The organism is Enterococcus durans (assembly GCF_002277935.1).
GTDB lineage: Bacteria > Bacillota > Bacilli > Lactobacillales > Enterococcaceae > Enterococcus_B > Enterococcus_B durans.
The window spans coordinates 2004462-2020446 of sequence record NZ_CP022930.1; the positions used below are offsets into that span (position 1 = coordinate 2004462).

General features: G+C 38.2%; 13 protein-coding genes and 1 pseudogene. 11 read left to right on the forward strand and 3 right to left on the reverse strand.

All coding sequences use genetic code 11. The features are described from left to right. Positions 1 to 5: 5 nt before the first annotated feature. Positions 6 to 716, forward strand: coding sequence for a hypothetical protein (locus CJZ72_RS14760; RefSeq protein WP_232509726.1), 711 nt, complete (start codon positions 6 to 8; stop codon positions 714 to 716). Between the two features lie 89 nt (positions 717 to 805). Here CJZ72_RS14760 and CJZ72_RS09540 read toward each other — a convergent pair whose 3' ends face one another. Continuing rightward, complete coding sequence (locus CJZ72_RS09540; protein WP_306462902.1) at positions 806 to 1615, reverse strand: Cof-type HAD-IIB family hydrolase; 810 nt, start codon at positions 1613 to 1615, stop codon at positions 806 to 808. Positions 1616 to 1920: 305 nt separating this feature from the next. On the opposite strand from CJZ72_RS09540, the gene CJZ72_RS09545 reads away from it, so the two are divergent. Next, positions 1921 to 3357: an NCS2 family permease gene (locus CJZ72_RS09545; RefSeq protein ID WP_081134720.1), complete on the forward strand. Its 1437-nt coding sequence runs from the start codon at positions 1921 to 1923 to the stop codon at positions 3355 to 3357. A gap of 237 nt (positions 3358 to 3594) precedes the next feature. Beyond that, a complete protein-coding gene (locus CJZ72_RS09550) occupies positions 3595 to 4791 on the forward strand; it encodes a multidrug efflux MFS transporter (RefSeq protein WP_081134719.1) in 1197 nt (398 codons plus the stop codon). An 85-nt stretch (positions 4792 to 4876) separates the two neighbouring features. Here the strand turns inward: CJZ72_RS09550 and CJZ72_RS09555 are convergent, their stop codons facing one another. Beyond that, positions 4877 to 5065 carry a YjzD family protein gene (locus CJZ72_RS09555; RefSeq protein WP_005875025.1) on the reverse strand — a complete coding sequence of 63 codons (189 nt, stop codon included), beginning with the start codon at positions 5063 to 5065 and terminating at the stop codon, positions 4877 to 4879. Between the two features lie 222 nt (positions 5066 to 5287). Between CJZ72_RS09555 and dnaE the strand changes: the two genes are divergently transcribed. The 4 genes and pseudogenes from dnaE to CJZ72_RS15110 all read left to right on the forward strand — a co-directional run. Further along, positions 5288 to 8596, forward strand: coding sequence for a DNA polymerase III subunit alpha (gene dnaE, locus CJZ72_RS09560; protein ID WP_095443794.1), 3309 nt, complete (start codon positions 5288 to 5290; stop codon positions 8594 to 8596). Between the two features lie 166 nt (positions 8597 to 8762). After that, a complete protein-coding gene (gene pfkA, locus CJZ72_RS09565) occupies positions 8763 to 9725 on the forward strand; it encodes a 6-phosphofructokinase (RefSeq protein ID WP_005875028.1) in 963 nt (320 codons plus the stop codon). A gap of 210 nt (positions 9726 to 9935) precedes the next feature. Beyond that, a complete protein-coding gene (gene pyk, locus CJZ72_RS09570) occupies positions 9936 to 11720 on the forward strand; it encodes a pyruvate kinase (RefSeq protein WP_095443795.1) in 1785 nt (594 codons plus the stop codon). Between the two features lie 31 nt (positions 11721 to 11751). After that, positions 11752 to 11871 (forward strand): annotated as a pseudogene (locus tag CJZ72_RS15110) (DUF3788 family protein); the annotation flags it as partial. A 131-nt stretch (positions 11872 to 12002) separates the two neighbouring features. Here the strand turns inward: CJZ72_RS15110 and CJZ72_RS09580 are convergent. Then, positions 12003 to 12899 (reverse strand): LysR substrate-binding domain-containing protein, encoded by an 897-nt coding sequence (locus tag CJZ72_RS09580; RefSeq protein WP_081134714.1) that lies wholly within the window; start codon positions 12897 to 12899, stop codon positions 12003 to 12005. Positions 12900 to 12927: 28 nt separating this feature from the next. Between CJZ72_RS09580 and CJZ72_RS14405 the strand changes: the two genes are divergently transcribed. The 4 genes from CJZ72_RS14405 (at position 12928) to gndA (ending at position 15920) form a co-directional block, all read left to right on the forward strand. Next, positions 12928 to 13074, forward strand: a complete 147-nt coding sequence (locus CJZ72_RS14405) for a hypothetical protein (protein ID WP_157728887.1) — start codon at positions 12928 to 12930, stop codon at positions 13072 to 13074. Positions 13075 to 13477: 403 nt separating this feature from the next. Continuing rightward, entirely contained in the window at positions 13478 to 14047 is a 570-nt protein-coding gene (locus tag CJZ72_RS09585) for a YceD family protein (protein ID WP_095443796.1), read from the forward strand. Positions 14048 to 14103: 56 nt separating this feature from the next. After that, entirely contained in the window at positions 14104 to 14283 is a 180-nt protein-coding gene (gene rpmF / locus CJZ72_RS09590; protein ID WP_002290970.1) for a 50S ribosomal protein L32, read from the forward strand. Between the two features lie 215 nt (positions 14284 to 14498). Next, the gene (gene gndA / locus CJZ72_RS09595; RefSeq protein WP_005875035.1) at positions 14499 to 15920 is read left to right on the forward strand and encodes an NADP-dependent phosphogluconate dehydrogenase; all 1422 of its coding nucleotides are present in this window, start codon (positions 14499 to 14501) and stop codon (positions 15918 to 15920) included. Positions 15921 to 15985 lie beyond the last annotated feature (65 nt).

The following is a 15985-nucleotide window of genomic DNA, read 5'->3' on the forward strand; positions in this document are numbered from 1 at the left end:
TATTTTTGGTATTATTGTCCGCTTTCTTGCTAAACAAGCGGATCATCGTCCGTAAAAAGTATAAAAAAATACAAACGCCGGTAATTGTTGACTCGAAACCAGTCAATAATCTAAAGTGGAAACCAATAGAAGAAATGAATTTTAAATACGATCGATTGATCAAGCAAGAGGCGATTCGAATCTTTCAAGTGATACCTCTTTGGCAATTAGTAGGGATCATATTGATGTGGATAGCAGCATGGATCGTGTCACGTTCTGTTTTGAATGAAGTAGTCTTGCCTATTTTATTCATCCTAGCAATCGGTCCGATCTCATTGCTAGGTAGTCAAACACAAACAAATGGGGTTTATGGTTGGTTGAGAACTGTTACTAAAGGACAAAGGCATCAACAAAATAGTGAATTGATCGTTTTATTTTTGTTTGTATGTTGTCTGTTAGTGCCGATCATGGTAAAAAATCCCAGTGAAATAATTTTATTACTGTTTTTTGGTTTATCTTTGATACTATTGGCACAAGTGTTAGGGACACTCTTCAAAAACGGAAGAGCGTTTATAGGGATCATGTCAGTTTTTTGGTTCATCTATCTGAATGGTGTGACGGCTCTATTACCATTGCAAAAAGAAAGCAATCTTTTGGTGACGGGCGTATACATTCTCTTGACGATCTTATTGATAGTGTTGCTACAGTTAAAGGTTTTGGTAAAAAACAGAGAATAAGATGACTTGTTTGCTACAAAATAAGCGTATAAAAAACAATCCAGACTGAAACGTCAAACAACGTTTTAGTCTGGATTGTTTTTTAGGTTTTATAGAGCAAGTAGATCCTCAAGGTAAGTTGCTAACCCATCTTCTTGATTGGATAGGTCGGTAACATCATTTGCAACGCCTTTCAATTGATCAGTGCCATTTTTCATGGCAACTCCCCACCCGGCGTATTCCAATAATTCAAGATCATTATGTTCATCGCCAAAAGCGATAATATCCTTTTGGTCAATGTCAAGATAATTTGCGATACGGTGGACACCTTTGGCTTTTTCGATCCCTTTTGAGACGATTTCCAAAATGGCCATTGGTCCGCCCCAAGTACGAACATCTACAAATTGACCAAATTGACGGGTCAACTCTGACGAAACCTGTTCCGCGTAACGTTTTTCCGTTCTTACTAATAGTGAAGTCGGATTAGTTGTCAAGTTCTGTGGTGATAGTAGATTTTGTGGGCTAGGTTTTGCAGAAGCAAAGATTTTGGCATCAAAAAAATCAAAGCTGTCAATAAAGAAAGTTTCACGATTTTCAGCAGCGATAAACTCTAAGTTCAACTGTCGTTTTTGAGCCAAAATATCAAAAACAATTTGTTTATCGATTGAAGTTTCTTTTTCTTGTGCCCAATGTTTGTTAGGGATATGGACTAGAGCGCCGTTAAAATTGACCATAGGCGTGGTTAATCCTAATTGTTGATAATATTGGTAACTCATTCTAAAAGGCCGCCCAGTAGCAATGCTGACATGGTGACCAGCTGCCACGGCTTTCTTTAACGTATTTTCGGTTTTAGAAGTGATCAGTGAGTCTTGATTCAAAGTAGTTCCATCTAAATCAATTGCAATGAGTTTTTTATTCAAAAATGTCATTCCCTTCAAAGCGATGTTTGTTTAAGTCTAGCATATTTTAGTGAATAAACAAGGTACAACTTAGGTCAGATAAAAGCGTATACGAAAAAAATAACTTAATGTTCCTAGATTGAAAGTACATATAAAGTAAAACACGAACATTATTCGTTTTTTTTTGCTTTTTTTTCATTTTTTAGTTGAAAAACGAATGAAGCAACCTTATAATTTGAAATTGTTCGATGGAATGCGTTTTTTGTCTTATTGGTATATAAATTATTAAGCTTTCCGTTAGAAAAAAGTCAGGGAGTGGAAATTTTATGGAAAAGTTTTTCCAGTTAAAGAAGAATAACACGAATGTATCAACAGAAATGATGGCGGGGATCACGACTTTCTTTGCAATGAGTTATATCTTGTTTGTGAATCCAACCATTTTATCTGCATCAGGAATGCCATTTCAGGCGGTCTTTTTAGCAACGATCATTGCTTCAGTTATTGGGACATTAGTGATGGGGTTGTTCGCCAACGTTCCTTATGCACAGGCTCCGGGGATGGGACTTAATGCCTTCTTTACATTTACTGTTGTTTTTGGATTAGGGTATTCTTGGCAACAAGCGTTAGCAATGGTCTTTATTTGTGGGTTGATCAATATTTTTATTACGGTAACAAAAATTCGTAAAATGATCATCCATGCTATTCCAGAAAGTCTGCAAAATGCGATTGGCGGAGGAATTGGAATCTTTGTTGCTTACGTGGGTATCAAAAATGCAGGTTTCTTATCTTTTTCAGCAGATCAATCAGCGATCACTAGTTCTGTTGTTGAAGGTGGTAAAGCGACAAATGTGACGATCAACGGCGGTATCGTTCCCGCTTTAGCAAATTTCAATAATGCACCAATTTTATTAGCAGTTATTGGTTTAGTATTTACAGCAATTTTAGTTGTAAAGAATATCCGTGGGGCTATTTTGATCGGGATTGTGGTGACAACAGTTTTAGGTATCTTAATGGGTGTAGTTGATTTAGGTACAATCGATTGGAAAGCGAACTCTCTAGGAAGTTCGATCAACGAATTAGGTACGACTTTCGGAGCCGCTTTTGGCAAAGAAGGGATGCAATCATTATTCAGTGATTCTTCAAAGATCCCTCAAGTGTTGATGACGATCATTGCGTTTAGCTTATCTGATACTTTTGATACGATTGGTACATTCATCGGAACTGGCCGTCACACAGGAATCTTCTCTAAAGCGGATGAAGATGCACTAGAAGATGGCAGAGGGTTCAAAACTAAGATGGATAAAGCATTGTTTGCAGATGCTATTGCTACATCAGTTGGGGCAATTTTCGGTACATCAAATACGACTACTTATGTTGAGTCTGCTGCAGGGATCGGAGCAGGAGGTCGTACAGGATTAACTTCTGTGGTAGTCGCGGTCTTGTTTGCCTTAAGTAGTTTCCTTTCTCCTCTAATTGCGATCGTTCCAACACAAGCAACAGCTCCTGCATTGATTCTAGTAGGGGTAATGATGATGGCATCATTTGCTGACATCAAATGGCTTGATATGGAAGAAGCGTTACCAGCATTCTTCGCATCGATCTTTATGGGCTTATGCTACAGTATCTCTTATGGGATTGCTGCAGGATTCATTTTCTACACGATTGTCAAAGTAGTGAACGGAAAAGCCAAAGACGTCTCAATTGCTTTATGGGTCGTAGATATTTTATTCATCATTAACTTTATCATCCTAGCAACGATCTAATTGTTTATTGAAAATTAGTTGTAAAAAAATTGAACTCGCTCTCGCTAACTGTTCTCAGTTAGTTGAGGGCGTTTTTTTGTCACAAATAGCCTTCACTGATAAAATATAAGTAATAGAAATAGGTAAATGAAAAAAATATATTGGAATATTCAGAATATTTTTCAATTATCTCGATACATCGATTGCATAGGGGCAAAAAAATAAGGTATTATGAAAGAGATGAAAGAGGGATGATAGATGAAGAATCAATGGAGGAAAAATTTGATCATTACTTGGATCGGTTGTTTCTTTACGGGCTCAAGTATTAGTTTAGTTATGCCATTTATACCAGTTTATGTTGAACAATTAGGAACACCCAAAGACCAGATTGAACTGTTTTCTGGTTTAGCCATTTCAGTGACCGCGTTTGCTTCTGCAATCGTGGCGCCGATTTGGGGTAATTTGGCTGACCGGAAAGGGCGTAAAATCATGATGATCCGAGCAGCTGCCGGCATGACATTTACAATGGGTTCTCTTGCCTTTGTACCGAATGTCTATTGGTTGTTGATCATGCGCTTTTTAAATGGGATCTTGTCTGGTTATATTCCGAATGCTACTGCAATGATTGCATCGCAAGCGCCAAAAGAAAAAAGCGGTTGGGCGCTAGGGACGTTATCAACTGGGGCAATTGCGGGAAATTTGATTGGCCCTTCGATGGGTGGTGCATTAGCACAGTGGTTTGGGATGGAGAATGTTTTTCTGATCACTGGGGGACTGCTGTTAATAACAACGATGTTGACGATTTTCCTAGTGAAAGAAGATTTCCATCCAATTGAAAAGAAAGATTTGATCAGTACGAAAGAGTTATTCTCAAAAATGGATCATTTCTCTATTTTGGTTGGTCTTTTTGTGACAACGTTGATCCTGCAAATCGGGATCACGACGATCAGCCCGATATTGACCTTATATATCCGTCAATTGAGTGGCAATTCAGAAAATATCCTGTTTGTCAGCGGATTGATCGTTTCGGTTGCCGGGGTTTCTGCTGTGTTCTCATCGCCAAAATTAGGGAAACTCGGTGATAAGATCGGGAATCAAAAAGTTCTATTAGCTGGCTTGGTAATGTCCGCTTGTTGTTACCTACCTATGGCATTTGTGACTACTCCCTTGCAACTTGGAATACTGCGGTTTATCCTAGGATTTTCGACAGGTGCGTTGATGCCATCTATCAATACGCTTATTAGTAAAATCACACCAACTGAGGGAGTCAGTCGAGTGTATAGTTATAACCAAATGTTTAGTAACTTTGGACAAGTCTTAGGTCCGATGTTAGGCTCCACTGTTGCACATGCCTTCAATTACAGTGCAGTATTTATTGTGACAAGCCTGTTTGTTCTATCAAATATCTTTTTGTCATTATTTAACTTCAGGAAGGTCCTTCATCAAAAATTGTGAGGATAGTTTGATGGGAATTTTAGAGCTATCAATTTGATTGGAAATTGAAAAAAGGGTGAGACAAAGTCTCACCCTCACTTTATTTTTATGAATGTGATGAGGCTTCTTTTCTAGGGACAGCAACTGCACCAAGTAAAATGACAATAACGCCTGCAATCAAAGAAATGATCGTTGTTAAAGTGAAATCATATGCACCCTTTGTTAGAGCACCGCCAATGTAACCTACGACTTGACCTAACACAAATGACCAAAATAATGTTACGATATATCGCATAAAGAACACCTCTTTTCTAAGATTAGTTTACCAGATTTTTCATGAATGTAAAGAAACCCGGTTGTAAAAAAGCAAGTTTTATGATTTTATTATCCCGTATGATAGAATAAGAAGAATACATACAAAACAGAGCGTTCGTTAGAGCGTGATCAATTCACAGTAAAAGTTAGAATCAAACTTAACTATAAACTGCTGTCTAATTATATAAAAGGTGGAATGAATATGTTTTTCCCACAGCTTTATACTAAAACGTCCTATTCCCTACTACAAAGTACGATCCGTGTGACGGATTATATCCAAGAAGCAAAGAAATCAGGCTATTCTGTACTGGCAATCACCGATCAAAATGTTCTCTATGGCGTTCCTGAGTTCTATCAGACCTGCATCAGGGAAGGTATCAAACCAATCATAGGCGCAGTTATTTCGTATAGTTATGAAGAACGACTATATGATCTATTAGTTTACGCGAAAGATACTATCGGTTACCAACAGTTGATGCAGCTTTCAAGTAAAAAAATGATCCAAGAAAATTTGTTGTTAGATGATTTCAATGAAACAGATCATTTGATCTTTGTTATCCCGACACAGCATTCCGTCAAAAATGATTTTGAGGTTGCAAAAAATTTTGAGACCCATTGGCAATCAGTGAAATCAAAAGTTGCCCCACAGGATTTCTACGTGGGGGTGTCTGATATAGATAGTGAACAAAAGTGGCTCGATTTTTTAGTAAAAAACAATGAGTCGCTTTGTGCGTTGCATCCGATTGCTAGTCTTCGAGAAGAGGAACTATTTGCTTTAGAGACGATGAAACATATCAAAGAGGGAAGTCAACTCCCTTTAGAAGAGCTTACACAACAACAAAATAGAGCAAGACAAGGCTTTCTTCTTTCTGAGAAAGAAGTGATGACCCGTTTCCAAGAGGCAGATTTGGCTAAAGCGGTGGAAGGTGCGCAACGGTTAGCTAATTCAATTTCCTTTGAGTTCCAATTTCATCAAAAACTTCTTCCCCATTATCCCGTACCAGAAAATAAAACAGCAGGAGAATATCTTGATGAATTGTGTCAGATACAATTAAGCAAGCGTCTGACACAGATCACACCAGAATATCAAGAACGGCTGACTTATGAATTATCCGTGATCCATCAAATGGGATTTGATGATTATTTTCTGATCGTCTGGGATGTCATGGCATTCACACATCAAAACAACATCGTTACTGGAGCAGGTCGCGGGTCTGCTGCCGGCTCGTTAGTAGCGTATATATTAGAAATTACAGATGTGGACCCTTTGAAGTATGATCTGTTATTTGAACGTTTTTTAAACCCAGAACGATATACGATGCCGGATATCGACCTTGATATACCAGACAATCGTAGAGAAGACGTATTAAATTATGTAAGAGAAAAATACGGACAATACCATATGTCCCAAATCGCAACCTTTGGTACAATGGCAGCGAAAATGGTGCTACGAGATGTTGCCCGAGTGTTTGGGCTTTCTCAAAGTGAAGCAAATCGCTGGTCTAAAGCAATTCCTAATCAATTGAAAATCACATTGAAAGAAGCATATCAAGCATCTAAAAATTTGGTGGAATTAGTGAATGCAAATGAAAAAAATCAGTTGTTATTCAAAACAGCCATCATTTTAGAAGGGCTTCCTAGACATGTTTCCACCCATGCAGCTGGTGTAGTTATCAGTGATAAAAATCTTTTAGAGTTAGTTCCCTTACAAAAAGGCTCGGACGAAGCATTTCTAACTCAATATACGATGAATGACGTCGAAGCAATCGGATTACTGAAAATGGACTTCTTAGGTTTAAGAAATCTTTCAATCATCGACTATACGCTGAAGGCCATCAAAAAAGTAGAGAAAAAAGAGTTGCCGCTCAAACAGATCCCATTGAATGATCCCCAAACACTTTTGTTGTTTCAACAAGGGGATACGACAGGTGTCTTTCAATTTGAATCAGCTGGTATCCGTAATGTCTTAAGAAGGCTAGGGCCGGAAAACATTGAAGATATCGCAGCGGTCAATGCGCTTTATCGACCAGGTCCAATGCAAAATATCGATACATTTATCGCACGGAAAAAAGGCAAAGAGGCAATCAATTATCCTGATGATTCACTGATGCCGATTCTGAAAAATACTTACGGCGTAATCGTTTATCAAGAACAGATCATGCAAATTGCGACTAAAATGGCTGGGTTCTCACTTGGACAATCAGATATTCTTAGAAGAGCGATCAGTAAAAAGAAAAAAGAAGTGATCGATAAAGAACGAGAGCATTTTGTGAATGGTGCGCTTCAGCAAGGATATTCGAGAGAAAAAGCGGTTGAAGTATATGATTATATCGAGCGGTTTGCAAACTATGGCTTCAATCGTTCCCATGCGTTTGCTTACTCTTTTGTAGGTTTTCAAATGGCTTATCTCAAAGCACATCATCGTGGCGCATTCTTTGTTAGTTTAATGAACTCTGTTCGTCACAATACAACGAAGTTAAAGGAATATATTGCAGAAGCGCGCAAAAAGAAACTAAAATTAATTGCACCTTCTATCAATCAGAGCTATTACGGATTCGAGCTAGTCAATAAAGAAGAAATTCGTTTTGGACTAACTGCGATCAAAGGGGTCAGAAGAGATTTCATTGAAGATATACTGAAGGATAGAAAAGAAAATGGTGCCTATCAATCAGTGGATCAATTTTTGATCCGTCTAGACAAACGCTGGCTAAAATTAGACTTACTTCAATCCTTAGTAGCGGTGGGCGTATTTGATGAACTTTCGCCCAATAGAAAACAATTGATGCTTGATCTAGAAGGCAAGATCCAAAATGTTGTGTACAGTGGTGGAAGTATCGATCTGCTGGGGATCATGGCATTAAAAGAAGAAGAAGTAGCTGACTATCCGCTTGAAGAAAAACTGAAACTCGAAGAAGAATATCTAGGCGTCTACCTTTCTGGACACCCTACAGAAGGGTATGAACGATTGAAAATGGCTAAAAATATCCGTTTAGTCACCGATATCGTTGCCAAACAAGCAACATGTCTGCTGGTCATGATCAAAGAGATTCGAGAAATCAGAACGAAAAAAGGGGAATTGATGGCATTTGTTGAGGGAACAGATATCAGCGGTGAAATAGCTATCACCGTTTTCCCGAAAACGTACCGACAGTTTCGTAAATTATTTGAGATAAACAAAGTGATCTTTGTCCAAGGGAGAACGGAAATCAGCAATTACAATCAAGAGTTACAACTGATTGGTGAAGTATTTTCTGACCCTGAGACTTTGGAGAAACAGTATCCAGATCAAACTTGTTTTTTAAGGATCAAAGAAGAAGTAGATGATCCTCAAATGATGAAACAATTGCAAGGGATTTTTCAAAAACATCCAGGCTATGTTCCTGTAGTGATGTATCATGAAAAGGATCAGCGAAAAGTAGTACTAGCAGAGGCTTATTGGGTGGATGCAAGTGTTAATTTAAAGAAGCAATTAGCTTACTTATTACAAAAAGAAAATGTTGTTTTCAAATAACTTACGGTAAAAAATACTACTTGCTTTCATTTTTTTTCATTTTTTTATCTGTAAATCAAGACAAGTAGCAAAAATAATGTTAGAATGTTAGTCGTGGTTAACGCAAGAAGGTTATAAACCTGAGCACTGCTTAGGATAAAGTAATTTAATGAGGTGAATGTTTATTATGAAACGCATTGGAATTTTGACCAGTGGCGGAGATGCACCTGGAATGAACGCAGCTGTTCGTGCCGTTGTTCGTAAAGGAATTTATGAAGGTTTAGAAGTATACGGGATCAATTATGGATTTGCTGGTTTAGTGGCAGGAGATATTCGTCGCTTAGATGTAGCTGATGTGGGCGATAAGATTCAACGTGGTGGTACATTCTTGTACTCTGCACGTTACCCAGAATTTGCGACAGAAGAAGGACAATTAAAAGGAATCGAACAATTGAAAAAATTCGGTATTGAAGGTTTAGTTGTTATCGGTGGTGACGGATCATATCATGGTGCTATGGCATTGACAAAACGTGGATTCCCAGCAGTGGGTGTTCCAGGAACGATCGATAATGATATTCCAGGAACAGATTTCACAATCGGTTTTGATACAGCAATCAATACAGTATTAGAATCAATTGACCGTATCCGTGATACTGCTACTTCACACGTACGTACATTCGTTATTGAAGTAATGGGACGTAATGCTGGAGATATCGCTTTGTGGTCAGGTGTTGCCGGTGGCGCAGATGAAATCATCATCCCTGAACATGATTTTGATATGGCAGTTGTTGCTAAAAAAATCCAAGAAGGCCGCGATCGTGGGAAAAAACATTGCTTGATCATCTTAGCAGAAGGCGTTATGGGCGGAAATGAATTCGCTGATAAACTTTCTGAATATGGTGACTACCATACACGTGTATCTATCTTAGGACACGTTGTTCGTGGTGGATCTCCAAGCGCGCGTGACCGTGTGTTAGCAAGCAAATTTGGCGCATATGCTGTTGAATTGCTACAAGCAGGTAAAGGTGGACTATGTGTCGGTATCCATAACAATGATATGGTTGCTTCTGACATCATCGATACATTAGAAAACAACAAGCATAAACCAGATCTATCATTATATGATTTGAATAATTCACTTTCATTCTAAGAGTGAAAAAGTTATTTGAACTATGAGACTGGGACAGAAGTGTTTAACTTCGAGAAATAAGAAGAAATCAACGAAAATTGCTTTTCAAATTTTTGTGAATTTCGGCTTATTTTCCGTAGGAGTTGCTTCTGCTCCTAGGCTCGTTATCTGAAGATATTTAGGCTTTAATCGGCTTTAAATAAACAAAATTGAATGGGAGAGTTTTGTAAAATGAAAAAAACCAAAATCGTTAGTACATTAGGACCAGCTAGTAACTCAGTAGAAATTATTTCTAAATTGATCGAATCTGGGGCAAATGTCTTCCGCTTTAACTTTTCACATGGAGACCATGAAGAACAATTATCACGTATGGAAATGGTTCGTGAAGCTGTTAAAAAAACAGGTAAAGATGTAGGTATTCTTTTAGATACAAAAGGTGCTGAAATTCGTACAACTGTTCAAGGCACAACAGAAACTGATTTTGGTCGTGCAGGATACATCAAATTTGAAGTAGGAGATAAAACTCGTATCTCAATGGACCCTGAACACGTAGGCTCAAAAGAAAAAATTGCTGTAACTTACCCAGGCTTATTCGATGATGTACACGTAGGTGGACATGTATTATTCGATGATGGCTTGATCGATATGGAAATCCTTGAAAAAGATGAAGCAACTCGTGAATTAGTTGTTGAAGTTAAAAATGCAGGTATGCTTGGATCACGTAAAGGTGTAAATGCACCAGGCGTTTCAATCAGCTTACCAGGGATCACACCTAAAGATGCAGATGATATCCGTTTTGGTTTAGACAACGACATCGACTTTATCGCTGCAAGTTTTGTTCGTAAAGCACAAGACGTATTAGACATTCGTGAAATTTTAGAAGAAAAAGACATGACACATGTTCAAATCTTCCCTAAAATCGAATCTCAAGAAGGTATCGACAACATCGATGATATCATCAAAGTTTCTGACGGCGTTATGATCGCTCGTGGAGATATGGGTGTTGAAATCCCAGCTGAACTTGTACCAATGGTTCAAAAACGTATCATCAAAAAATGTAACGCTGCAGGAATCCCTGTTATCACAGCTACTCAAATGTTAGAATCAATGCAAGAAAACCCACGTCCAACACGTGCCGAAGCTTCTGACGTTGCTAACGCTGTATTTGACGGAACTGATGCAACAATGTTATCAGGTGAATCTGCAAATGGTGACTACCCAGTTGAAGCTGTTTCAACAATGGCTCGTATCGATCAAGAAGCTGAAAATGCTTTAGCTGAATTAGGTACTTTCCAATTGAACGAATTCGACAAAACAGATGTAACTGAAACAATCGGTTTATCAGTAGCTCGTGCTGCTAAAAACTTAGGTGTTAAAACAATCGTTGCTGCAACTGAATCTGGTTACACAGCTAAAATGATTTCAAAATACCGTCCAGATGCTGACATCTTGGCTGTTACTTTTGACGAACGCACAAAACGTGGTTTGATGCTTAACTGGGGTGTTTACCCAACAGTTGCTGAAAAACCATCAACAACTGATGAAATGTTTGAATTAGCTGCTCAAAAAGCTGTTGATTTAGGTTTTGCATCAGAAGGCGACTTGATCTTGATCACTGCTGGTGTTCCAGTTGGTGAACGTGGAACAACTAACGTTATGAAAATTCAAATGATTGGTTCTAAATTATTAGAAGCTCAAGGCGTTGGTCAAAAATCAGTCGTTGCAAATGCAGTCGTTGCTTCATCAGCTGAAGAAGCAATCAAAAAAGCAAAAGATGGTATGGTTCTAGTTGTACCAACAACTGACAAAGAATATATGCCAGCAATCGAAAAAGCAGCAGCAGTTATCGTTGAAGAAGACGGATTGACTTCACACGCAGCAGTTGTAGGAATTGCTCAAGATATTCCTGTAATCGTTGGTGCGAAAGAAGCAACTTCAACAATCGTTGATGGCGAATTGATCACTGTTGACTCACGTCGTGGTATTGTTTACCGTGGCGAAACAACAGCTATCTAATCCATTTAGCTCGCTAATTTAAAAGAAGAGGTTGGGACAGAAGTGTTTAACTCCGAGAAATAAGAAGAAATGAACGAAAATTGCTTTTCAAATTTTTGTGAATTTCGGCTTATTTAAGAAGGAGTTGCTTCTGCTCCCACCGTTTATTCGAGAGTCTGTGGCAAAACTGATTTTTAGTTTTGTCCCACGCTCTTCTTTTTTTTTGGCTATTCTAAGCTCGTTTTTTCAAAACAAGCAGACATTAAATATATTTTTCATGTTCTGTGTAGTTGAATGAATTCTTTATGGCTTTTTTTGGGTCTTCATAAATTCATGGATCACTTCAATAACTTTTTCTTGCAGTGGGGTAGTGATTTGTTGGGCTCTTTTTGCTAATGAGATTAGAAAACGCGGTTGGATCTCCTCTGAGAGTGGGATAGAAACAAGATTATCTTCAGGATGGATCGCAATCTCTGTCAGAAAGCCGATCCCGATATTTTCACGTATCATGCTTTTTAAAATAGTCAAATCGTTACTTTGGTAGACGATTTTTGGTTCAACATGGGCTTGTTTAGACAATTTGGTGAAAGCTGCTGGATGGACGTAATGTTCATTCAACAAAACAAACTGTTCATCTACTAAGTCTTTGAAAGATAAGACTTCATGTTTTGCCAGTGGATGTGTTTTAGAAACAACAATCATGAAGCGTTTATCCAGAAGCAACTCTACTTCAAGTTTTTGGTCAACGATTGGTTGCGTTGATCCTAAGACCGCCAAATCGATTCTCCCCTCGTGGATCATTCCGTAAAGGTCTCTAGAGCCGCCATCTGTAATCTCAATTTGTTCCATCAGCTGATGCTTGATAAAATAGCTAGATAGTTTTGGAAAGTACTCATTACCGATGATAGGGGGCATCCCAAATCGAAGTTTCTTTTTCTGTAATTGTGTGATCTCTGCTTTTGCCATCTTGATTTCTTGTAAAATCGATTGAGCATGGAGAAATAATTGTTTGCCTGCTGGAGTAATAATCAATTCATGGTGGGAACGATCTCTGGTGATAAGTGCTGCCCCTAACTCTTTTTCTAGGCGTTGCAACGCATATGTAATAGTTGGCTGACTAACCTGAAAATATTTTGCGACTTTGGTAAAGTTTTTTTGTTTCACGATCTGGACATAATATTCAATATCTCTTGTATTCATAAATACCCCCTGCACCTTCATATAAATAATGTTTATTGTAATCCATATCGTTGTCTATATCAAACAGAAACGACTGCACGGATCAGTTAAACAAATGAAGTATCGAACACGTAGCAAATCCTTTGCATTCAGTCAGTTGGAAATGTCGTATGTATTATTCTTTGATTATTTTTAGCACAGCAATTTATTTTTTATCAGTATCCGCGGGGATTTCTTTAAAACAATACTCGTTATAGAGACAAATTTTCGCCTCTCGGTTGATTGTTGATGTGTACCATTTTACAGATAAAAGGAAATGAATCACCTGATGCAAAATATGTAGTAGGCTCAAATATTAATGCTGTATACTTAATAAGCACCATTTTATTTGTTGTTGTTCCTGTAGTAGTGGGAACGAAATGAGTACAGTTGAAAACAAAGAGAATCAAACGTTTATTCCATATTAGGCAATCAAGATAGATAGATATTCTCGATTTACTTTGTGTTTTTTTATGAAGTGTAAGGTGTCAAGAAAATTTCATTGACAACGACGTTTTTGCCCTGTATAATTGCTTTTGTTGCTTAGGAGTGATGAGAGAATGAAATGGTCTTTACTGGAATTGAGAAAATACCAAGAGACACCGTTAACTTTTCATGAGACCCTTGATCTTAAAGCGGATCTTATGAAGCGAGACAATTTGATATTAGATGTTGCGCCTGTTATAGTCGATGGGCTCGTTTCAGTTGATAATCAAGGCTATCTTGTCCATTACACTGTGCAGACGACTCTGACCGTACCGTCAACTCGTTCGTTAGAACCAGTTGCATTACCCATGGATTTTACAGTAGATGAACTGTTTATGACAAAGGAACAGTACCAACTCAGAGACGATCAATTGTCTGCAGAAGAGATTTTGTTGATAGAAGATGCAAAACTTGATTTGACAGAATCGATCGAAGACAACATTTTATTGGCAATTCCAATGCGTGTATTGACTGAAGAAGAAGAAAAGACGACCGATTTTCCTAAAGGAACAGATTGGGAAGTTGTTTCTGAAGAGGAATACGAACGCAGAAAACTGGAAGAAGCCGAAACAAAAGTAGATCCTCGTCTTGCAAAATTATCTGAACTTTTTGATGCAACGTCAAATGAGGACGATAAAGCGTAAGATTGGAATATATTGTATCATTTATGATGCAAGACTTTACAAGGAGGTGTAGCAAAATGGCAGTACCAGCTAGAAGAACATCAAAAGCTAAAAAAGCAAAACGTCGTACACACTACAAATTGACAATCAAAGGTTTAAACGAATGTCCTAACTGTGGTGAAATGAAAAAAAGCCATCACGTATGTGCAAATTGTGGTTACTATGATGGTAAGGACGTAATGTCTAAAGAAGCTTAATACATTTTAATTAGAAAATGTAAAAACCTCAAGGCTAACCATGGAGCCTTGAGGTTTATTTTTTGTTCCTTATTCAAAAATCGAGGAAATTTAAGTTTTCTATGACGAAAAGAGTTGCAACATAAAAATATGTGCTTCTTTGGTTTGCAATGAGGCAATGTTAAGCTATAATGAGAGAGATTAGGGAGAACATCCCACATGTAGGAGGAGTTCATATGTCAAAACAACAAATCGGCGTTGTCGGTATGGCCGTAATGGGTAAAAACTTAGCCCTTAATATTGAAAGCCGTGGCTATTCAGTTGCCTTATTCAATCGTACGGGTTCAAAGACAACTGCCGTGGTGGAGGAACATCCAGATAAAAACTTCAAAGCGACTTACACAATCGAAGAATTTGTAGATTCAATCGAAAAACCTCGCCGAATTCTTTTAATGGTCAAAGCTGGTCCAGCAACGGATGCAACGATCCAAGAATTGCTTCCTCATTTGGATAAAGGAGACGTTTTGATTGACGGCGGAAATACATTCTTCAAAGATACGATTCGCCGTAATGAAGAACTTGCAAATTCAGGGATCAACTTTATCGGTACCGGTGTTTCCGGCGGAGAAGAAGGCGCGTTAAAAGGCCCTTCAATCATGCCCGGCGGACAAAAAGAAGCGTATGAATTAGTTGCACCGATCTTAGAACAGATCTCTGCTAAAGCAGAAGATGGCGCACCTTGTGTTACTTACATCGGCCCTAATGGTGCTGGTCATTATGTAAAAATGGTACACAATGGTATCGAATATGGCGATATGCAATTGATTGCTGAATCATATGACTTGATGAAAAATATCTTAGGCCTTTCAGTAGATGAGATGGCAGATATCTTCAAGGAATGGAATCAAGGGGAATTAGATAGCTACTTGATCGAGATCACTGCGGATATTCTAACGAGAAAAGACGATGAAGGTACGGGTAAACCGATCGTTGATGTCATTTTAGACGCAGCAGGAAACAAGGGCACAGGTAAATGGACAAGTCAAAGTGCGCTAGATCTAGGTGTTCCATTACCTTTGATTACAGAATCAGTTTTTGCACGTTACATTTCAGCCTACAAAGAAGAACGTGTGCAAGCAAGTAAAATTCTAACTCGTACAAACGACTTTGAATTTACAGGAGATAAAAAAGAACTTGTTGAGAAAATCCGTGAAGCTCTTTACTTCAGCAAAATCATGAGTTACGCTCAAGGATTTGCGCAATTACGGGTAGCTTCTAAAGAATACGGATGGGATCTACCATTTGGTGAGATCGCTAAAATCTGGCGTGCTGGTTGTATCATTCGTGCACGTTTCTTACAAAAGATCACAGACGCTTATGATAAAGAACCTGATATCGAAAATCTTTTGTTAGATGACTATTTTGTGGATATCACTAAAAAATATCAACAGGCTGTCAGAGATGTCGTTGCATTAGCTGTCCAAGCTGGTGTACCTGTCCCAACATTTTCTTCTGCAATTGCCTATTTTGATTCTTATAGAGCAGAACGCTTGCCAGCAAACATCATCCAAGCACAACGTGATTATTTTGGTGCTCATACGTATGAACGTGTGGATAAAGAAGGGATCTTCCACTATTCTTGGTATCATGAAGAGTAATCTTTCTACTTTTCGCGAATGATTGAATAAAAAATGACGAAAGAGCTGAAGTCGATCGATATGAA